Source organism: Leptospira mtsangambouensis (genome assembly GCF_004770475.1).
In the GTDB taxonomy this organism is placed as follows: domain Bacteria; phylum Spirochaetota; class Leptospiria; order Leptospirales; family Leptospiraceae; genus Leptospira_A; species Leptospira_A mtsangambouensis.
The window spans coordinates 1-20,666 of record NZ_RQHK01000003.1; the positions used below are offsets into that span (position 1 = coordinate 1).

At 37.2% G+C, this 20,666-nt stretch carries 17 protein-coding genes; 10 read left to right on the forward strand and 7 right to left on the reverse strand.

Annotated features, from left to right (window positions below; translation table 11 throughout):
- Positions 1-218: 218 nt before the first annotated feature.
- Together EHR01_RS06605 and EHR01_RS06610 are read right to left on the reverse strand one after the other, a co-directional pair.
- Positions 219-659 (reverse strand): hypothetical protein, encoded by a 441-nt coding sequence (locus EHR01_RS06605; RefSeq protein ID WP_135693923.1) that lies wholly within the window; start codon positions 657-659, stop codon positions 219-221.
- 4 nt (positions 660-663) lie between these two features.
- Positions 664-852: a hypothetical protein gene (locus tag EHR01_RS06610; RefSeq protein ID WP_100744199.1), complete on the reverse strand. Its 189-nt coding sequence runs from the start codon at positions 850-852 to the stop codon at positions 664-666.
- A gap of 241 nt (positions 853-1,093) precedes the next feature.
- On the opposite strand from EHR01_RS06610, the gene EHR01_RS06615 reads away from it, so the two are divergent.
- Genes EHR01_RS06615 through EHR01_RS06630 form a run of 4 tightly spaced genes read left to right on the forward strand, consistent with a single transcriptional unit; the run spans position 1,094 to position 8,144 of the window.
- Positions 1,094-2,905, forward strand: coding sequence for a type I restriction-modification system subunit M (locus EHR01_RS06615; RefSeq protein ID WP_244310003.1), 1,812 nt, complete (start codon positions 1,094-1,096; stop codon positions 2,903-2,905).
- Between the two features lie 29 nt (positions 2,906-2,934).
- Positions 2,935-4,221: a restriction endonuclease subunit S gene (locus tag EHR01_RS06620; RefSeq protein WP_167482936.1), complete on the forward strand. Its 1,287-nt coding sequence runs from the start codon at positions 2,935-2,937 to the stop codon at positions 4,219-4,221.
- A 59-nt stretch (positions 4,222-4,280) separates the two neighbouring features.
- Positions 4,281-5,102 carry a DUF6602 domain-containing protein gene (locus EHR01_RS06625; protein WP_135693925.1) on the forward strand — a complete coding sequence of 274 codons (822 nt, stop codon included), beginning with the start codon at positions 4,281-4,283 and terminating at the stop codon, positions 5,100-5,102.
- Positions 5,103-5,159: 57 nt separating this feature from the next.
- The gene (locus tag EHR01_RS06630) at positions 5,160-8,144 is read left to right on the forward strand and encodes a type I restriction endonuclease subunit R (RefSeq protein WP_135693926.1); all 2,985 of its coding nucleotides are present in this window, start codon (positions 5,160-5,162) and stop codon (positions 8,142-8,144) included.
- 151 nt (positions 8,145-8,295) lie between these two features.
- On the opposite strand, the gene EHR01_RS06635 is transcribed toward EHR01_RS06630, so the two are convergent.
- From EHR01_RS06635 to EHR01_RS06650, 4 genes are all read right to left on the reverse strand, one after another.
- Positions 8,296-10,839 carry an ATP-binding protein gene (locus tag EHR01_RS06635; protein ID WP_135693927.1) on the reverse strand — a complete coding sequence of 848 codons (2,544 nt, stop codon included), beginning with the start codon at positions 10,837-10,839 and terminating at the stop codon, positions 8,296-8,298.
- Between the two features lie 220 nt (positions 10,840-11,059).
- On the reverse strand, positions 11,060-11,764 hold the full coding sequence (locus EHR01_RS06640; RefSeq protein ID WP_135693928.1) for a tetratricopeptide repeat protein: 705 nt from the start codon (positions 11,762-11,764) through the stop codon (positions 11,060-11,062).
- A 182-nt stretch (positions 11,765-11,946) separates the two neighbouring features.
- On the reverse strand, positions 11,947-12,672 hold the full coding sequence (locus tag EHR01_RS06645; RefSeq protein ID WP_135693929.1) for a siderophore-interacting protein: 726 nt from the start codon (positions 12,670-12,672) through the stop codon (positions 11,947-11,949).
- Between the two features lie 347 nt (positions 12,673-13,019).
- A complete protein-coding gene (locus tag EHR01_RS06650; protein ID WP_135693930.1) occupies positions 13,020-13,694 on the reverse strand; it encodes a TMEM175 family protein in 675 nt (224 codons plus the stop codon).
- 154 nt (positions 13,695-13,848) lie between these two features.
- Here EHR01_RS06650 and EHR01_RS06655 point away from each other — a divergent pair, with 154 nt between their 5' ends.
- On the forward strand, positions 13,849-14,661 hold the full coding sequence (locus tag EHR01_RS06655; protein ID WP_135693931.1) for a hypothetical protein: 813 nt from the start codon (positions 13,849-13,851) through the stop codon (positions 14,659-14,661).
- Between the two features lie 44 nt (positions 14,662-14,705).
- The gene (locus EHR01_RS06660) at positions 14,706-16,004 is read left to right on the forward strand and encodes a glycoside hydrolase family 1 protein (protein WP_135693932.1); all 1,299 of its coding nucleotides are present in this window, start codon (positions 14,706-14,708) and stop codon (positions 16,002-16,004) included.
- Between the two features lie 86 nt (positions 16,005-16,090).
- On the opposite strand, the gene EHR01_RS06665 is transcribed toward EHR01_RS06660, so the two are convergent.
- A complete protein-coding gene (locus EHR01_RS06665) occupies positions 16,091-16,477 on the reverse strand; it encodes a hypothetical protein (RefSeq protein WP_135693933.1) in 387 nt (128 codons plus the stop codon).
- Positions 16,478-16,732: 255 nt separating this feature from the next.
- Here EHR01_RS06665 and EHR01_RS06670 point away from each other — a divergent pair, with 255 nt between their 5' ends.
- The 4 genes from EHR01_RS06670 to lsa20 all read left to right on the forward strand — a co-directional run bounded on the left by EHR01_RS06670 (position 16,733) and on the right by lsa20 (position 20,597).
- Positions 16,733-17,401, forward strand: coding sequence for a DUF2461 domain-containing protein (locus tag EHR01_RS06670; protein WP_135693934.1), 669 nt, complete (start codon positions 16,733-16,735; stop codon positions 17,399-17,401).
- A gap of 154 nt (positions 17,402-17,555) precedes the next feature.
- Entirely contained in the window at positions 17,556-18,446 is an 891-nt protein-coding gene (locus EHR01_RS06675; RefSeq protein WP_135694177.1) for a thioredoxin domain-containing protein, read from the forward strand.
- Positions 18,447-18,508: 62 nt separating this feature from the next.
- Entirely contained in the window at positions 18,509-19,978 is a 1,470-nt protein-coding gene (locus tag EHR01_RS06680; protein WP_208721745.1) for an NADase-type glycan-binding domain-containing protein, read from the forward strand.
- A 1-nt stretch (position 19,979) separates the two neighbouring features.
- Positions 19,980-20,597, forward strand: coding sequence for an LIC11469 family lipoprotein adhesin Lsa20 (gene lsa20, locus EHR01_RS06685; RefSeq protein ID WP_135693935.1), 618 nt, complete (start codon positions 19,980-19,982; stop codon positions 20,595-20,597).
- The last annotated feature ends 69 nt before the right edge of the window (positions 20,598-20,666 follow it).

Below are 20,666 nucleotides of genomic sequence, written 5' to 3' on the forward strand. Positions count from 1 at the left end.
TCGATCGGCTTGACCATATTACAATATACACGATTAAGATCGTGTATGTCATTAATGCGTTGTTTGTTAACTTACTTGTCGTATACATCTGTTGGGAAAAGCTCTGAGTCGGAAGATTCGGGGCTTTTTTTGTGTCCGGAGGTTTGAATTGGAAAAATTCGCTAGGTTACCCAAGTCAGAATGCATTTCTGACGGAGGTGGTAAAAGCTAGATTGTGACTATATCTGTTCAGAGCGCAAATAAATTGCTTCATATAACAAGGCAATACTTGATGGGGAGAAGGATGAATAGCGAAGTTGTGTGGAAAAGTCGGATAAATAGGAAGCGCTAAAGTTCAAAAGTTTTTCTTTTTTTAGTTTTTTTGAAGCCCGGATATAAGTGTAGCCATATAATACTGCCACAACCTCATTTAAAAATAAACAAGGGTTTGATTCTTTTTCAGAAAGTTCAAACGTAAATGGTTTTAGCTTTCTAATCCAGAAAGTAATACTACCAGAGATTTTATATTCTGAAGGATCTTTAAAGTCAGCCAAATATCCATTTATTTTTTCAATGACTTCACCCAAAATTGCCTGATCAACAATTACGGAGCGGGCATATTTTCTTTCTATTTCCGGGATTATATTTTCGAATAAGACATCAATACTGATAGTAATCAATCGATTACTTCTCAGATTTCATTTGGTCTAGAAAATTAGAGATAGTTTCCTTTTCGGAATTGAATAATTCCTTTGCAGCTTCGGTGAGCAGTTTTGGGTCATTCACGGCTCCGCCATGATTTTCAAATTTTCCTGTTGCTATAATTCGTTTCATTCTTTCCGAAAGAATGGTTCCTTGGCCTACAAGTTTCATTTGGTTTCCCCTACTTGTATTGTTATGTTTAGGATTGTTAATTTACGATTGATTTTTTTAAATTAAAAGTCCTAATGTGACATAATATAATCCTTTCTTTCCTTATGTCACAACATTTTTTGTGTAAGTTCTGATTTTTCCCTTTTTTGACAAGCCAGTTCACCTTTTTTCCCCTTTCGACAGAAAAACTTAGTGTGAGTGCGTATATTTGTCCCAAGGGGAATGTATTCTGCAATAGTATATGAATGTAGATCACAATCAACACTTGTCAGATGAAATACTAGAGAGAAAGTTAGTTTTGAAGATGAATCAATTCAAAGAAAAAGCAAATTTTATCTGGGCAATCGCTGATTTACTGAGAGGACATTATAGACAATCAGATTATGGGAAAGTTATATTACCTCTGACTGTTCTACGACGATTGGACATTGTTTTGGAACCTACCAAAAAAAATGTAATTGAGGCATACGAACAACACAAAACAAAGAAGCCAGAAATTTTAGAGCCTATTTTAAACAATGCTGCCAAGGTAAAATTTCATAACCGAAGTAAGTATGACTTTTCTGAACTTGCTAAAGATGCAGACCATTTGGCTGCCAATTTTAGAAATTATATCAAAGGGTATTCTTTAAGTGCGATTGAGATCATTGATTATTTTAGTTTGGAAGATCAAATTAAAAAACTAGAGGAGTATGATCTTTTATATCTTGTTGTTAAAAAATTTGCGGAAGCAGGGGATATGTTTCGGGGTGTGTCTTCCTTGGAGATGGGATATATCTTTGAGGAACTCATTCGGAAGTTTGCAGAGCTTAGCAATGAAACCGCTGGGGAACATTTTACACCCAGAGAAGTGATTAGGCTCATGGTAAATTTACTTTTTATCAATGATAAGGAAATTTTAACCAATAAAGGCATCGTACGCACGTTATATGACCCAGCCTGTGGAACTGGCGGAATGTTGTCTGTTGCAGAAGAGTTTTTGCATGATTTAAATCCGGATGCTAAACTAGAAGTCTTTGGGCAAGAAATGAACCCTGAGTCCTTTGCGATTTGTAAGTCGGATATGCTGATTAAGGGACAAAACCCAAGTAATATTAAATTTGGAAATACGTTTACCCAAGATGGTCTCACGGAAGAAAAATTTGATTATATGCTGAGTAATCCGCCATTTGGTGTGGATTGGAAAAAATCGGAAAAACTCATCAAAGAAGAAGCCGCTAAAAAAGGATGGGATGGAAGGTTTGGTGCGGGACTTCCTGCCATTAGCGATGGTTCACTACTCTTTTTACAACATATGGTTTCTAAGATGAAACGAAAAGATGGGGGGAGCCGATTGGCCATTGTATTTAATGGCTCTCCTTTGTTTAGCGGGGCTGCAGGTAGTGGGCCAAGTGACATTCGTAAATGGATCATTGAAAATGATATGTTGGAAGCCATTGTGGCACTTCCCGACCAATTGTTTTACAATACGGGAATTTCCACTTACATTTGGATTGTAACCGATCACAAACCAAAAAATCGAAAAGGCAAAGTGCAACTCATCAATGCCACAGGTGGTGACTTAGAAGACAAAGACAATCCGTTTTATGCTAAGATGCTTCGTTCTCTCGGAAACAAACGAAAAGAAATTCACGAAGATGCAATTTCCAAGATCACCAAACTCTACGGAGATTTTCGTGAGAGCGAATATTGTAAGATTTTTGATAATGATGATTTTGGTTACCACCGCATTACAGTGGAAAGACCTAAGTTAGATGAAGCGGGCAAACCCTTGTATGATAAAAAAGGAAAACCGTTGGCAGATTCTGACCTTAGGGACTTTGAAAACATCCCTTTAAAAGAAAATATAGAATCCTACTTCCAAAAGGAAGTGCTCCCACATGTATCGGATGCATGGATTGACCATGAAAAAACAAAAGTGGGTTATGAAATCAATTTCACCAAATACTTTTACAAATACAAACCACTTCGCAGTCTAGCGGAGATTCGGCGGGATATCCTCGCCTTAGAAGAAGAAACCCAAGGCATGATTGGAGATATCATCGAATCATGAAACGGTATGAGGCATACAAAGACTCTGGTGTGGAATGGATTGGTGAGATTCCGGCAAATTGGGAAGTAAAGAGATTGAAATATTTGGCAAAGATAAATGCTTCTAAACCAGCAAATCTTTCTGATGAATCTGTTAAATCAGAGGTAGTATTTCTACCAATGGAAAAAGTTGGTGAAGATGGAAGTGTTGACCAGAGTATTTTAAAAAATATCGATGAAGTTAGCCGTGGTTTTACTTACTTTGAAAGAGGGGACATCTTAATAGCGAAAATTACACCATGTTTTGAAAATGGAAAGGGCGCACATTTAAAAGATTTAAATACTAATGTAGGATTTGGCTCAACGGAATTTCATACTATTAAGTCCTTGAAGTTTCTCAATCCAGCATTTGCTTATTATCAAACTAAATCGAATGTATTTATGAAAGTTGGTGAGGGTTTTATGTCTGGCTCTGCAGGACAGAAAAGACTTCCTACTAGTTTTGTTGAGGATTTTCCAATCCCACTCCCTCCTCTCGCCGAACAAACATCCATTGCCGAATTTCTCGACCGCAAAACTTCACAAATCGACAGTTTGGTAGAAAAAAAGAAACGATTGATTGAATTATTGAAAGAAGAAAAAGCAGCAGTAATTAATCAGGCGGTGACGAAGGGAATTGATCCGAATGTGAAAATGAAAGATTCCGGTGTGGAGTGGTTGGGGGAGGTTCCCGAGCATTGGGAAGTAATTCCCATGACGAAATATTTAGAATCAATTATTGATTATAGAGGAAAAACACCTCAAAAGATTGAAAGCGGTACTTTTTTGGTTACAGCTAGAAATATAAAAGAGGGAAAAATAAACTACTCCATATCGCAAGAGTATGTTGATACTAGCCTATATGATGAAATTATGAGGCGAGGTTCACTTGAGATCGGAGATGTCTTAATGACGACTGAAGCTCCGTTGGGTGAGGTTGCGAACGTTGATAAAGTAGATGTCGCTATCGCACAAAGGGTAATTAAATTTAGAGCATTAAAAGCACATTTGGATAATTACTTTTTAAAAGAATGGATTGCTACATATACTTTTCAGTCTTATTTAACTTCATTGGCAACTGGCTCTACTGCATTGGGTATAAAAGCAAGTAAACTAAATTTGCTGAAACTAGCATTACCTTCTATACAAGAGCAAATATCAATCGTTGGTTTAGTCAGAGAATTAAACACAAAATATTCTACAATGATTTCCAAAATTGAAAAGGAAATCGAACTCCTCCAAGAATACCGCACAGCTTTGATTTCAGAGGTGGTGACGGGAAAGGTGAGGGTGGGGTGACTCATACAACGAATCCGAATGCAATACTCGAATACTTTCGGGGTAAACATAAGGAACTCATGGCACTATCCGAGCAGGCAGTGGTCTCTCATTCTGGATTGCGGGGGAGCCATAGGGAGTTGATTCTCCATCACTATTTGCAGGATATTCTTCCTGGAAGGTTTGCTGTTTCTTCTGGGATTGTGCAGGGAAAGATTGGTAATTCTGCTCAATCCGATATTGTTATTTGGGACTCTTACAATTATCCTTCGTTAAAAATGCAAGGGAACCGTTTATTCTTTGGGGAGTCTGTAAGGGCATGTATAGAAGTAAAATCTGTATTCAATACAAGAGAATTTGCTGATATTAAAAAGAAAACAGATCTACTTAGAATCGCAAATTTAGGAAAACATTTTCATCCTACTTTGAAAGAAGAGATTCTGAGCCTAAAGCAAGGTCTTCATGAGATTCGGACAGGAACGGAACAAAATGGGATTCTGATTTCTCCGCATAGATCTGCAAGTGTAGCTTTCTCTTTTCAAGGAGGAGAAAACTTTTCCATTGCACACCTAACAAAAAAGGAATTGGAAAAAGTAGATGACCAATGGCCTGATTTGATGATCTTTTTAGCAGCTGGTAAGGTTGTTTATAAAGATTTTGAATTTGTTCCTCAAGAGGAAGATCGATACATTCAAAAGCCGTTTCTTTGCCAGTGCGAATTTTCAAAGGATGGACTTCTCTTTTTTACTGGAAAACTGCTGTCCTTGCTTTCTGAGCGAGTCATGAATATTGAAAATTATAGTTATTTTGAAGATTATGTAACTGATAGTATTCAAATAAAAGAAGAGATAAAACAAGAATATCCAATGCATCGACCTTTTCCCGGAGCATTGTTTCTATAAGTTTCAGAAATTTAACTACTATTTTCGTTTTGTTATTATTTTATTTGGAGACCATTTATGAGCCCATCTATCCATACAGAAAACGCATTTGAAACCGCCATCACAAACCATCTAACCTCGTCTGGTTGGGCCTCGGGTGATCCATCTCAATTTGATAAAAATGTTTGTCTTTTTAAATCACATATCTTGTCTTTTATTTTGCGTTCTCAATCGAAAGAATGGGAAAAACTAAAAGCCTATTACAAAGAAGATACGGAAAATAAATTCTTCCAAAGGTTGTATAAGGAACTGGAACTAAGGGGGACTTTGGATGTCTTACGACACGGTATTACTGACAGCGGTGTTAAATTTAAGTTGGCTTATTTTAAGCCGGAGAGTAAGTTAAATCCTGATACTTACGACGACTATCAAAAGAACGAACTCATAGTCACAAGGCAAGTTCACTATTCTTTAAAAAACAACAATAGTGTCGATATTCTCTTGTCATTGAATGGCCTTCCTCTTGCGACGATAGAACTCAAAAATCATTTTACAGGACAAAATGTCCAAAATGCAATCCAACAATACAAATTAGATCGTGATCCCAAGGAGCTACTATTTCTATTCAAAAAACGCGCCTTAGTCCATTTTGCCGTTGATCCCGATGAAGTGTATCTAACTACTAAATTAGATGGTAAAAATACAAAATTCATTCCATTCAACAAAGGAAATGGATTGGGAGCTGGCAATCCAACAAATCCTAACGGTTACAAAACTTCTTACTTTTGGGAAGAAATTTTAAGTCCTGATAGTTGGCTCGAGCTTTTGTCTCGATTTTTACATACAAAAAAAGAAGATTATTATAGCGAAGGTAAAAAATATACCAAAGAATCTATCTTGTTTCCAAGATTCCACCAAATAGATGTTGTGCGAAAAGTCTCTCTAGATGCGAAGAAAAATGGTTCTGGCAAAAATTATCTAATCCAACACTCCGCAGGAAGCGGAAAAAGTAATTCCATTGCTTGGCTGACATATAGATTGAGTAGTCTTTTTAATGAGAAGGATGAAAAGATTTTTGATTCCGTAATTGTAATTACAGACCGAAATGTACTCGATCGCCAATTGCAGGATACTATTTATCAATTTGAACATAAACAAGGGGTTGTCCAAAGAATCGATGACGATTCCAAACAATTGGCAAGTGCAATCCAGTCGGGAGCCAATATCATCATTACTACTTTGCAGAAGTTCCCATTTGCTTTAAAACATCTATCGGAACTCCCTCATAGGAAATATGCAGTCATCATCGATGAAGCACATAGTAGCCAAGGAGGAGAATCCTCAAAAAATATGGCAGAGGTTCTCGGTGGAAAAGTTCTGACACTGGATGAATCCGAAGCGTTGGAATTGAAATTAGATGAAGAAGATGACGATGAAGATGTAATCCGAGAGGCAATTCGCAAACGAGGCCCTCAGCCAAACATCTCTATTTTTGCTTTCACAGCAACACCCAAAGCAAAAACCCTCGAAGTTTTTGGAGATAAAAATGCAGAAGGTAAACCTATGCCTTTTCATTTGTATTCCATGCGGCAGGCCATCGAAGAAAATTATATTTTGGATGTATTGAAGAATTATACTACGTACAAAGAATACTATCGATTGTCAAAAACGATAGAAGATGATCCAGAACTGAATAAAAAGAAAGCTTTGAAGGCAATTGGAAGATTTGCTTCTCTACACCCGCATAATATCAGTCAGAAAATTGAAGTGATTGTGGAGCATTTTCGAAACGTTGTAATGAAGCGAATTGGCGGGAAGGCCAAGGCAATGGTCGTTACTTCCTCGAGAAAACATGCATTGGAATACTACTTAGCTTTTAAGAACTATATTAAGGAAAAGGGATATTCTGGAATTGATCCAATTGTTGCTTTTTCTGGAGTTGTTTATCATGATTTATATGCAGAGGGTATTACTGAGGCAAAATTAAACCAGTTCGGAGAAAAGGAATTGCCTAATAAATTTGGAGAAGGTGAGAACTTTAGAGTACTACTTGTTGCCGATAAATACCAAACTGGATTCGACCAACCACTGCTTCATACGATGTATGTGGATAAAAAAATTAATGGTGTCAAAGCTGTGCAAACATTATCTCGTCTGAACAGAATCTGCCCAGGAAAAGAGGACACATTTGTAATTGATTTTGCTAATGAAAGACAAACTATCTTAGATTCTTTTCAGCCTTATTATGAAACAACAGTTTTAAATGAACCTACAAACCCGAATCAACTTTATGATTTTAAGATTCTTTTAGATGCTTCACAAATTTACTTTCAATCAGAAGTAGATGCATTTGCAAAAGTTTTTTATCGCGAAGGCAATCAGGATACAAAATCACAAGCTAAATTGTATAGTTATATCGATCCGAGCATTGATCGTTATAAAGGAAAAACGGAAGACGAACAGGATTCTTTTAAGAAACAGCTGATATCCTATTTGCGCTTATATAGTTTTCTATCTCAAATCATCCCATTCCAAGATATTGATTTAGAAAAAATATATAGTTTTGGAAGATACCTCGTACAAAAAATTCCAAGGGCAAACTATATTGAAAAACTTCAGTTAGATGATGAAGTTGCCTTACAATTTTATCGTTTAAAAAAGATTGAAGAAGGAGACTTGGTTCTTCAAATTCAAGGTGAAGCAAGTCTTGATGGTAAGAAAGAATCAGTAACAGGTAAGGAAAAGGAAGAAAAAGCAAAGTTGTCCGATATCATACAAATATTGAATGATAAATTTGGGACTGACTTTAACGAAACGGACAAATTGTTCTTCAATCAGATGGAAGAAGAGTTATACCAAGATGAACAACTAAAAATTCGGGCTCAAAATAACCCGGTCGAAAATTTTCGTTATGCCTTTGATGAAGTTTTTTTGAATAAATTAATTGATCGTATGGAAAATAACCAAGAAATCTTTGATAAAATTATGAGCAGTCCTGAATTTAAGAAAGAAGTGGAAGATTGGATGTTGTTGAGAATTTTCAATAGGTTTAATAAACAATAAATCCCCTGCGTTAGGGATACGAAGGGCTTGGTCACCTGCCATCGTTAGATGGCTGGGGACGGAAGCGACAGCGCACCCCGGAGTAGCCCGACCCTTACACTTATTAATTCTAAACCACCGATTCCATCGGGAACGTCCAAAACTGTAACTTTTAAAGGCCGGTTTTTCTCTCAATCAGCCATTCATATAATGCTTGTTCTATTTCTCTTTTTTGGAACGGTTTCGGCAAAAACGAAGACATTCCTGCGCGAATGCACTTGTCTTGATCATCCTGGAAGGCATCCGCTGTAACTGCAATGATGATTGGTTTGGGAAAAATCCGTTCGTCTTTCAAAATCTCTTCTGATGCCCCGATACCATCCAAATTGGGCATATTGATGTCCATAAAAATCAGATGGAATTCGTTTGTTTGTGCCTTTGTTACCGCTTCCCTGCCGTCTTTCGCAACATCATGGCGGACTTTTAATTTTTTCAAAAAACTGGAAAGTAGAAATAGATTTGTAGGATCATCTTCCGCAATCAATATATTTGTGTTAGACGGTAATCTAGAGAGATCCACCGAATCTTCGGATCTTATGACTCTGGACATTTGGTTGGGAAGAAGTCTGAGTTCAATTTCAAAACAGGAACCGACAGGAAAATTCCTTTTAACTTTCAATTCTCCTCCCATCACATCCATTAGTTTTTTAGAGATGGCGAGACCGAGTCCCGTTCCTCCATACTTACGGGAAATGCTTGAATCCAACTGTGTGAATCTTTGAAACAAGGAACCCATTTTCTCTTCCGGGATTCCTATTCCTGTATCCGTTATCGATACTTTGTATTGAATCCTGTTTCCTACTTCTTCCTTTTTGGAAGAGAGAAGGATTTTGATTTCTCCAGATTCCGTAAATTTGACCGCATTGGAGATTAGATTAAATAACACTTGTTTGATTCTATTTTCGTCGCCATGAGCTAAAAATATAAAATCTGGATCAAAGTTGACTTCAAATCGAACTTGTTTCTGTTCCGCTTGGTGCTTAAAAATCCCTTCCGCAAGTTCGAGCAGAATTTTCCAGGAAAAATCGGATTCTAATAATTCTATTTTCCCCGCTTCCAGTTTGGAATAATCCAAAATGTCGTTCAATATAGTCAAAAGAGATTGTCCGCTGTCCTGAATCATTTTCAGATATTGTGCTTGATCCGCCGAAACAATTGTCATTTTCAGAAGTTCCGTGATTCCCAAAATTCCATTCATGGGAGTTCTGATTTCGTGACTCATTGTTGCTAAAAATTGAGACTTTGCCTTGTTCGCAGTTTCTGCTAGTTGTTTGGCGGTCTCGTATTCTTCCGTACGGAGCTTTACCTGCAATTCCAATTCGTATTTTTGGGATTCTTTCAGATTCAAGAGTTCCGTATGAGTTCTGTTTTTTTCTTCCAAAGTTTCACCGAGCTTTTGAACTAATTTTTCTTCCTCTTGCAATGCTTTAGTTATTTTTTTTGATAATAGAATCGCTTGGATGAAGATAAATAACAAAACCCCTAAATGGGAGAGATAACCTGTATGAATCAATCCGAAATTGAATAATATATCGTTAAGTAGGGTAACCGCAGTAATGGCGTAGGCAATGAGCATAAGTCCCGCACCTTCCCTTTTTCTAAAATAAGCTCTGATGAACAAAGGTACATACAGTATTATTGCAATCATTGCAAAACCGAAGAGATACAATGCGTAATGTGTGAAAATGGAAACTGGCAAAAACAAAGTTAGTAAAAAACTAAAGAAAACCAACCTGAGAACTTTTGTGATTATTTTGGGGATGTCCTTTGGAAATAAAAGATCGTAGAGTGTTACCATGGAAACCCCGATCATATAAATCACTCCGAAGAGCAGCCGGATATATGAATCAAAATCCAGATTGGGGAATAGATAATAAAACGTATGCGTTTCAAAATTCAATTGGCGAATTCCCATAATCATACAGAAAAAACCGAACATCAGATATTCTTTGGAACGGAATCTAGACAGAAAAATAATCAGATGGTATAAGCCGATGATGATGATTGCAGAAGAACTCGCAATGTCCCGTATAACAAGATTGAGGTGCTGTTTTTCTATGGATTTCCATTCTCCGAAATAAAGAGGTTCCCAAAATCCATGATTTTCATGATTGAAGTTGGATACCCAAACGACGATTGTCACTTCATCGGAAAGATAACCCAGATAGGACGTGCCTGGTTTCATGTCAGGCTTCATTGTTTCAAAACTTTCTCCCGTTTGTCCCACTTTTACCACAGAACGGGAGTTAACGAATATTTCAAAAGCGGACATGATTTCAGTCCAAAACAATCCGTAGTTTATTTCCCGTTTTGGAAGTTTGAGTTTGAGTCTGTAGGTTCCCTTTCCGAAAATCGGAAGGTTTTTTCCGTTTATTTTGTAGAATTTCCAAAAAGAGGGAACCGGAAAATAACCATGGCATTTTTTTTTCCATACGGACTCATCCGATTCGGGAGGAATCAATTCATCCCAACAAAATTCCCAATCTCCTTTCAAATTGATCACAGTTTGTTTAGGTTCCCATGCGGAAAGATCCATTGATCCGGATTTTATATCGGGGAGGGGAGAGGTTGCGACTTTACAATAAGAAAAAGACATAAAAACTACGAGTAGAGGTAGAAAAAATTTTTTTTTAAAAAATGAAAGCGAAATTACCATAAAACTACCCATAGGCGAGAAAGAAATAGAGCATTTGACTCAACTGAAAAAATTCGCTTGAATTTAAGCTTCGTATATCTGATTCCGAGAGCAATCTATTATTTTATACTCTAAAAAGCTTACGAAACTGACAAACGCCAGCCGCAAATTGAAATTAACTTTGTTTGTTTCAAAAGCGAAGCCAATCTATTGGGTAATGTTATTGATGGAATTGCTTCTTCTATGCGGAGCAGCGGTCGGGTGAATCTTGAAATTGATAGTCAAAGCCGTCGATTTCGAGTTTATCTTTGTTCCAACGGGCTTGTCTTTTTTTTGTTTGGTTGGGAAGTGAGGAAGGGAGTTTTTGAAATTCTAATTGAATGACTTTTTCGGAAATCCATTGATACTTTCCTCTATACTTTGGTTTTTCCATTGTACCGTCACTTTCCCGAAATTCAACTAAAGACAGTTCAAAGGAACCATTGGCATCAAACTTGATTTCCGAGATTGACCCATAAGCTCCTGGACTTGGACCAAACCAAATCATATTTGTAAAGAGTTCTTTGGGACTTAAACCTGCAATTTCATTAAATCGGTATGTATTACGAAGTAAGGAAAGATCTTTATCTTTTAGCATCAAACTTTTGTAAGACTTTTTATATGTGACTGCCTGATGTAATAACTGAAAAACGTCTTGTTCTTCTGTCAAATTCTCGCATTGACTGAGTAGTATGGTGTAAACGCAGGCCAAGTTATAGTTTGCGTATGGGTCATTCGGATTTTTCTTTAAACTTTCTTTGAACCACATTTCGGCCTGAGACCAGTTTTTCTGGTAAAAGGCATCAATGGCTTTTTGGTTCGTCACCGATAATGGTTCTGCATTTAGCGGAATTCCAAATCCAATCAAAAGAAAAATTGTGAGTAAATAGGTTCTAATGGGAGTCATTTTCTTTCGTATCTACAAGGAACGATTTAGATCGAATCTCTTTGGTTCGCAAGAGAAATTTTTATCGTAAAAAACGAGTGGGACAAGGCATAGAAGGTGTGACCCTTATGTTTAAGGTTAGAACATTGATAAGGACAAACGTGTATCGGTAATAGTAACAGCGGTAAATAAACCTACTCTCCTCAGTCCAAACCCTTTTTCCCATCCGCCCAGTAGGCACGAACCTTTAGTCTGTTAGTGGGAATTCCCGAATTCTTCAAATAGGCTCTGACTTGTTGGATCGAACTGGCTCGTCCGGTAAGAAAAATCTTGGCATCGGGAATCTCTGCAATGAGATCAGCCATTTCCTTTGCGATTGTTTGGAGATGCGATCCATCAAGGGATCGTTCCACCAATCGCTGCCCTGTAACTCCCAGATGAACTAGAGCTTCTTTCCCTGCAACAAGCGAATTCAATTCGAGGAATGGATAAGATTTCTTTTTTACGTTGTTTTGCAAAACCTTCGCGATACCAAAAGATGTTTCATCACCGAAAAGGATCGCGTCTTCTTCAATGTTAGAAAAATCCAAAGACTCACGAGGGCCGAAAACTTCGCAAGTGTCTCCGACTTTTAAGGAATGGATCCAAGTGGAGGCAGGGCCATCATTTCGCTTGTAAGCGAGGAAAGAGAGTTTGCCTTCTTTTTTGTCCACACTGATGGGAGTGTAAGTGCGGTAGGTAAGATTTCCCACATCGATTTGCACCTTACTTCCCGGGATACACTTTGCTTCTTTTAACTTTGTTCCCGTCATTTCGATGAGAACAAAACCTTCTGCGATCCGTTCTAATCTTGAAACTTTGGTCTGTGTGAGAAAAATACTAAAAACTGATTTGATACTACGTTTGAAAAATGAATTTGATTCCGACATATGTAATTCCCCGTTCGAAACTGATTACGCATCGGTGCAAGATGATCCGTTATAATCAGAATGTTGTATTAGTAGATACTAGCACAATACCAATTTTAGGAACTAGAGCTTGCTCTCATGTGGTTTTATTTTTCATTTCATAGATTGATTTGGACTTTGAAGTTACTGTCCTCTTGTTGTTTTCATGGTTAAAAAAAATCCCCGCGTTAGGAATCTGAAGGGCTTGGTCCCCTGCTATCGTTAGATGGCGGGGGACGGGAGCGAATGCGCACCCCGGAAGAGTCCGACCCTTCTTAATTAGAATTCCGAAACACCAATCCATGGGGAACGCCCACATATAAACTTTTCTATTTCTTTCGAAGTAACCAAGCTGTCGGAACCAGAAAAAATAAAATGAGGATTCCGAATCCAATGATACTAAGCCATATATTCAAAAAAGATAATATGGTGACGAATGCGTATATGTAAGGGCCCTTGATAAAATGTGAAGTGATTTTTTGGATTTCGATTGGATCGGATTCGGGACTAAGGAGTTCTTTCTTTTTGACTCCATACCTCCATACGAGGTTGAACGGGATCCCTCCGATGGCAATCCAGGCTCCATAAAGAAAGACAGCAAATTTTGCGTTTGTATCATCTTGTAACATGTATTCGCCGAGCATTTCAGAACAAAACGGTATGAAAATTACATTTAACAAAAGCAGGTTATTTAAGATCATTAAGTTATGATCAACATATTTTACATGACGAAAGATGGTATGATGGTTTGTCCAGACCACAGTGATGATCATAAAGCTAATAAAAAAACTTAAAAAACTTGGCCATCTTTCCAAAAGAGCAAAGAGTAAACTGCTCCCACCAATTTCTTCAGGATGCGGAATTTTGATTTCTAAAGCCATGAGAGTGAGGGCGATAGAAAAAATAGCATCGCTATAAGCTACCATCCTTCCGGATTCGGTGAGAACGGGTGCAGGGATTGTATTTTTTGAAGGAGTTTTCGGAACCTTTTTCTTTACTGTCATAGACCACCTAAACGTTTTTCAACGATAGAATTGTGAGGAAAGAAATACAAATCTTTCCCTTCTTTTGTGCAAAAGATTCTTTAACAAAAATTTGAATTGCAAAACTAGAAAAACCAAGGCCAATCTATGCTGTTTAGAAGAGTAGGAGAACTGTATGGAAAAACGTTTTGCAGCCTGGGCCGAGATTCTTGATATAACGATTTTGGTAGGGACATTGGTTGTGTTAGGTGCTTGGATTTTAGGTTTTCCTTTGTTTTACCGAACAGATGGACCTGTATTATCAATTTTTACAGCCATTTCTCTACTTGTGATTGTCGGATTACGACTTTCCACAAGACATTTCCATCTTTGGCCTTTCACAGCCAATCTTGCTTTTTTAATGATTGTGGGTGGTGGGAATATTTCTTCAATTTTGATGTTGCTCTCTGCCCCAGCGGTCCATATCAATCCTAAGTCAAGTTTGGTGATGACTTCTATTTTTACATCCATTGGTCTTGTGTTCTTTAGTATTTATGAAATCCTTTTGTATTTGCGAAAAACTCCAAAAAGTATTTGGATTATGGACGATATTTTAATTCACCTAGCGCTTGTTCCTGGTGGAATTAGTTTGATTGGGCACATTTTCCAAAATCCAACTTACCTGAGTATGTCAATGGACGCGCGTGTCGGCATCTCCCCACTCGAGATGGTGTTTATGGCAACTCTCACCCTTTCTACAATTTTATCGAATCCCAACTTGTTTCTTTGGAAATTTTTAAAAGGGGGACTTGCCAACCAATTGACCTTTGCCGGTTTGTTTATCAACCAATACATTGCTCCCGTCATCTATTTGTTAATTGCCGGAACCAATTGGGAAACAAAAGGATTTGGGCCAGAGTTGTTTATATTTTTTGGAGGAGTCATTGCTACTTTAGGTTTCCTTTTGTTTCAGGCAAAAATGGAAGAGACTATGGTAAAAAACATATAGTATGAATGATGGATTTAAAATGAAACGTTGGGAAGGGAAAGGGAATGTCTAAAAGTTTTGAACTTCCAAAAGATTTTTTATTGGGTTCGGCAACAGCAGCGACACAGATTGAAGGTGGGGATATTCATAACAATTGGTATCATTGGTCATTGGCTGGCAAAGTAGGGAAGGGAGAGTCAAGTTTTACTGGTGCAGATCATTACGCCCGTTATGTGGAGGATGTAAAACTTTTATCAAAACTCAATCAAGAATGTTATCGAATGAGTATTGAATGGAGTCGGATCGAACCCTCCGAAGGGGAGTGGTCAATGGAAGCTGTGGCCCATTATCGTGATGAGTTTCGACTTCTTTTGGAAGCGGGAATCAAACCTCTTGTCACTCTTCATCATTTTTCTTGCCCGGAATGGTTTCAGAAAAAGGGAGGATGGTTGGGAAAAGATGCGGTGAAGGAATTCCTAAACTTTGTTGAATTTTCTGTAAAGCAATTTGGTGATCTTGTTTCGGAATGGTGTACCATCAACGAACCAAATGTATTTGCTAATGATAGTTATGTGGATGGAAAATATCCTCCCGGAAGTTACGGAGATATCCCCGCATATTTAAAAGTAACTCGTCGGCTTATCATTTCTCACCTCAAGTCTTACAAACTCATTCATAAAATTCGAAAGGAATCTAATTTTGCTAATCCAACTAAGGTTGGTTTTGCGCATCATCTCGCCATTTTTTCACCTCTAACTTCTCATCCTTTGGCACGTCTTGGTTGTTTCCTTAGCGATTATCTTTTTCACGAAATCCAAACAAAGGGTTTTGTAGAAGGAAAGTTATCCTTTCCTATTGGATTTGGTTATCCAGAAGGAAAGGGTTTGTTTTGCGATTTTATTGGGATCAATTATTACTCTCGCCATCTTTTTAAAGCAAGTTACAACCCAGGAAATTTATTTGCAGTACCAATGGTGGATCCTCAGTGTCCTGATTCTCGTAAAAATGATTTGGGTTGGGAGATTTATCCAGAAGGACTTTCTAAAGTTTGCCATCGGATTTGGGACGAGTACAAACTTCCCATTTATATTACAGAAAATGGGATTCCCGACGAGAAAGATGAAAAAAGAGAAAAGTGTATTTTCGATCATTTAGCAGAGATTCGTCGGCTTTTGGATGAAGGTGTTTCAGTCGAACGGTATTATTACTGGTCTTTTTTAGACAATCTTGAATGGAACGATGGGTATGGACCAAAGTTTGGACTTGTCGAAGTGGATTATAACAATATGAATCGGAAAATTCGTAAAAGTGGTCTTCGTTATGCGGAGATCTGTAAAACTAAAAAAGTATCTTTGAATCCATAAAAATTTTCGATCTAAATATTTCTGACTTACGTTGGCATTGTTAAACGATTTGAGTAACCAATTTAAGTCAGAAATACATTCTGTATTTATTTTTTAGAATTTTTTTTCACAAGGTAAGATACAAAAATAATCACAAGGATGGAATCAAAAACAAGTGCGATTCCTGATTTTAATAGGTAGGATTGCCCGTAGATCAAGTTGAGCAAAACAAATGTACTTTTGCTAATTGAGGAAACTACAAGAATCAAGTTTCGGTTTGGTTCGTTGTAGGCACCATAAACCAACATACCACCGGTTAGTGCAATGAGAGCACCCCAGTTGCGCACAATGATATTTGCTAAATCTCCATTCAATGTATCACCAAATGTCAACGTGAGCCCGAGTGTAGGGTGTAATGCGGAAAGAATCATGGAACAGGTAATGATACCGGAACCAATCATAATCCATTTGATATTGGAAAAAATAAAATTCATTTAGATAACCTCGGAGATATAAGGGAACAGAGTTTGATAGAAAATCCAGAGTTTTATTTGATTTTAGCGAAATAGGTTGTCATTTTTCAACTTACAAATGCGAATGTACCTGCCATCCATTCTTTTTTCGATGAAGCGGGTGGTTCTGAATTCATAGGGATAAACTATTGTTTTTATCTGATTGTTCTTTTATTTGAAATTTTAGAGCAATGGAAAGAATCAATGTGATAACAATCATAAGGAAATTGATCTGGCGTGAAGATTAGTAAAAGTATTTTGAGTTTTTTGTCTGAGTTAAAATTGAATAACAATAGAAACTGGTTTCTTGAAAACAAAGATCGTTATGTTGCCATTCAGAATGAATTGATATTAATGACGGGATATCTTTTGGCTGGAATCGAAAAGTTTGACAAAAGTGTCCAAGGAGTGGATCCAAAATCATGTATCTTTCGTATTTACAAAGATGTTCGTTTTTCAAAAGACAAAAGTCCTTATAAAACTCATATTGGGATATTTTTGAGAGGTGGGAATCAGAAAATTGATGGCACTGGTTATTATCTTCATATAGAACCAGATCATTCGTTAGTCGGTGGTGGCTGTTATGGACCTGATCCAAAATCGTTACATAAAATAAGAGAACGAATGATTAGTGATACAAAAACGTTAAAATTAATTTTAGATGATCGCAAATTCGTTCAAGATTTTGGAACGGAGTTTTATGCAGAAAAATTAAAGACAGCTCCCAAAGGATTTGCAAAAGATCATCCACTGATTGAGCTCTTAAAATACAAAGGCTTTGCTGTTGCTAAAAAAATAAAAAATTCTGAATTAACTTCGGATCAATTTTTAAGCGAAACTTTAAAATCCTATCGTAACATTTATCCATTAAACCAATTTCTAGAAAAGGCGATGGACCGAAAATAGGTTATCTGAATCGAGATGGATAGAAATGATATATAGGTTGGTTTTTCGGAATGATTAGAATTGGTTTCTTGATAGAAGTGAAGAGGAAAAAATGAATATTAGTCGCTATCGATTTCCAATCTTATATTGTTCTTTTCTTGCAGTTTTCTTTTTTTTGATATTTTTTGTTTCCTGTAACGGAAATACTTCAGAGGATTTATATCTACCAGAAAATCTTCCTTCCGATGAGACGATTAAAGAAACACTATCATCTGATTCTAGTTTGGCGAAATTGAATGCAAAAGCAAAATTGTTGGAAAAATCATTGGCAACATGGAAAGAAGAGGAAAAAACTTTAGTATCTGAAAAAGATATTAATCTGTATTGGCAAAAAGAAAAAAAATCAACGCCGAAAAGCATTCTTGATACAGATCTCATTGATAGACAAAGAGATTCAATTCGGATCCGAATTGTTTGGAGTCGAATCTTCCATAAAACAGGAATTACTCTAAAACAAAAACAGAATCAGGTCGCAAATTTCAATTTATTTAAACAATTAAATTTTGAATCGTCACCACAGTTTGGTTCTTCGGATGCCAAATGGATTATTGTAGAGTGGAGTGATTATTTATGCAATTTCTGTCGCGAGAGTTTCCCTCACACGAAGAATCTTTTATCGAAATACAAAACACAAATAATGTATATACATAAAGATTTCCCGTTAGATGGAGATTCGGATGAGAGTTTACTTCCTTTGGCCCTTGGTCGTTGTTTATGGGAGAATGATCCAAAAAATTTCCTGGGTCATATGCAGTTACTATATTCTAATTCCAAAAAAATAATGCGGGGTGATAATCTACAAGTCAAGGAATGGGATTTTTTGCAGGATTGCCAACCCAAATCCCTCTCTCTGAAGTATTTTTCCCAAGTGAAAAGCGATATGAAAGAGGCGATGAAATTTGGCGTAGGCTCTGTCCCTACATTTTGGGTCAATGGACGTTGGGTGGTAGGTGCATTGGATTCTCAATCCTGGGAAAGGGTTTTGGAAGACACCGCAAGTCGTTAAAAAATATCTTGCCTTCTTTAAATAATACGTTTTCCTTAATCCACGTTTGATAAGGACAGGCAATGAATCTTAGAGCTTACATTTTCCCCATTTTGGTATCCTTCGCTCTTTTAACTTTGAATTGTGGTAAAAAACTCCACTTTTCAATGGTCACTTCCACCTCAATGGAAAACGGGCTCCCCTTTCTCGTGTTAGATGGAAAGGAGTGGAAGGCGGAAGGTGGCGCCGAATTTGTCAAATTGCATTTTTATGCGGACAATGCGTTCGCTTTAAGTAAAGTTTCCATTGAATCTTGTTCTGGTCAGTTTAAGGACCGTATTGCTGCCTATGTCAACTTTGATGAAGTATACGCAAGTACGGATGTTCAAAAATCAAATTCAGAAGTTTTATTTGATCCGGTAGTACAAGCAAGATCCGTTACATTAAATTTTCAAAGAAACCAAAACATCTGCCTTAAGTCCGTTAAGTTTTATGATGAAAAGGGAAAATCGTACAGAACATACGCCCCTGAAATTATTTCCGGAACTGTAATTGCCTCTGAAACTGCTTCTCCCGAACCAACTTATTCCGTTATGAATCTTTTTGATTCTAAATACGAAAATGGATATTCATCGGTTAAAGGTGGAGTAGGAGTTACGTTCAATTTTGAATTCGCAGAAAAGAAAAAAATATCAGTTCTGAAAATTTGGAATGGATACCAACGTTCTGATGTCCATTGCATAAAAAATGGCCGTGTCAAATCTTTCCTTTTAACAGGAGAAGATGGATACTCTGCAAAAATCAATGTAGAGGATTCAATGGGTAGCCAAGAAATCCAATTGCCTACTCCTTTCAAAGGTAAAAAATTAACGATGAAAGTGGATGAGATTTATCCAGGGCTAACGGAAAAAGGAATCGTATTATCGGAGTTACGTTTTGGTGATGATGGAGATTGGTTTGCAATGGACACTCTTCCTAAGTCAAAAGATACTGCAGCAAAAAACTTTGATGCCTTTGCAAAAGCTTCCTTACGTAAGGTGTTAAATCGTGGTTTGACGGGAAGGGAAGTCACAGCTGTTGATTCTGAGGAAATCACTGATGTACCGGCAGGTGCAGAGAACGAAGTTGCCGTAGAAGAAAATTTAGATCCACCCACTTCTTCTGACTGGACAATTCGACTTCGTTCGGATGGGACTTTCTTTTTAGAGGGATCTACGGCTCGCACTAATTACGATGCAGGTGAAGAAAGTTCTCATCGTTTTTATGGAATGGGAAATTATGAAATTAAGGAAATTACACCTGGGAAAGTTTATATGCGGATTTTTGGATTTCTCCGCAAACAAACTTTTACAAACTTCTTAGATTACGGTGGAGGAGATTGTAATGGTTGTGGACGGGATTGTAACCTTGTCAAAAATCCAGATCCCAATAATACTGAAAAAATCTTTCAAGAATTTGTGACTCTACAAATGCGAGGAAAACAATTTTATTTAACTAACGCTAAGAAAACTGAAAACTTAGACTTTTCCACTTTGGAATTAAGCTTAGAATAAAATGTATTTTTGTCGCAAAGTTATTGTTAGCTGGATGATGTTTATTTTTCTTTCCCTCTCTTGTGGAGGGGAAGGTGAAAAAAATGAACATACGCATACGTTAGCAGGGGAATCAGTTTCTTCTCCTAAAAAATCAAGTAAGGTTTCGATTCAAATCCAATGGGAAAATACAACGCTTCCTTTGCAGATGGAGATTCGAGAGCCAAGTGGTGCGCAAACTCTTGCATTATGGACTACAGGAACGGTAAAGGAAGGAAAACAAACTCCCTTTGGGGATATGATTCCAGAAAGCACCATAGTGCTAAAGCCAGGAAGTAAAAAACAATTCCTACTTGTGATGAAAAACCCAACTGATTCGCCTGTATACTTTTTTGCTGCACCTCATTCTGCTCTTCCTGTTGAACATAGTTTTGGATTCAAATTCAAATGTCTCTGTGTTAACCATGCTTTTATGGTGCCACCCAAAGAAACCTGGTTTCGTGTAGTCGAAATTCGTTTAGCACCAGATTATTTAGGAGACCAGTTGGCCTTAAAACACAATTTAATAGGAATTAGCCGAGAGAGAATGCTCCAATTCGAAAAGAGTGCAGGTAGTTCTCTCCCAAGCGAAATGGATTAGTCTATCCTTGTGTTCTGCAGGATAGACTATGATTTAAATTCATTTTACTTTGAAACTTCAAAACAATAA

Coding starts and splice junctions, on each gene's coding strand:
- EHR01_RS06610 (WP_100744199.1), bottom strand. CDS start 852: ATGAAACTTGTAGGCCAAGGAACCATTCTTTCGGAAAGAATGAAACGA.
- EHR01_RS06615 (WP_244310003.1), top strand. CDS start 1,094: ATGAATGTAGATCACAATCAACACTTGTCAGATGAAATACTAGAGAGA.
- EHR01_RS06625 (WP_135693925.1), top strand. CDS start 4,281: ATGGCACTATCCGAGCAGGCAGTGGTCTCTCATTCTGGATTGCGGGGG.
- EHR01_RS06630 (WP_135693926.1), top strand. CDS start 5,160: ATGAGCCCATCTATCCATACAGAAAACGCATTTGAAACCGCCATCACA.
- EHR01_RS06635 (WP_135693927.1), bottom strand. CDS start 10,839: ATGGTAATTTCGCTTTCATTTTTTAAAAAAAAATTTTTTCTACCTCTA.
- EHR01_RS06640 (WP_135693928.1), bottom strand. CDS start 11,764: ATGACTCCCATTAGAACCTATTTACTCACAATTTTTCTTTTGATTGGA.
- EHR01_RS06645 (WP_135693929.1), bottom strand. CDS start 12,672: ATGTCGGAATCAAATTCATTTTTCAAACGTAGTATCAAATCAGTTTTT.
- EHR01_RS06650 (WP_135693930.1), bottom strand. CDS start 13,694: ATGACAGTAAAGAAAAAGGTTCCGAAAACTCCTTCAAAAAATACAATC.
- EHR01_RS06655 (WP_135693931.1), top strand. CDS start 13,849: ATGGAAAAACGTTTTGCAGCCTGGGCCGAGATTCTTGATATAACGATT.
- EHR01_RS06660 (WP_135693932.1), top strand. CDS start 14,706: ATGTCTAAAAGTTTTGAACTTCCAAAAGATTTTTTATTGGGTTCGGCA.
- EHR01_RS06665 (WP_135693933.1), bottom strand. CDS start 16,477: ATGAATTTTATTTTTTCCAATATCAAATGGATTATGATTGGTTCCGGT.
- EHR01_RS06680 (WP_208721745.1), top strand. CDS start 18,509: ATGAATCTTAGAGCTTACATTTTCCCCATTTTGGTATCCTTCGCTCTT.
- lsa20 (WP_135693935.1), top strand. CDS start 19,980: ATGTATTTTTGTCGCAAAGTTATTGTTAGCTGGATGATGTTTATTTTT.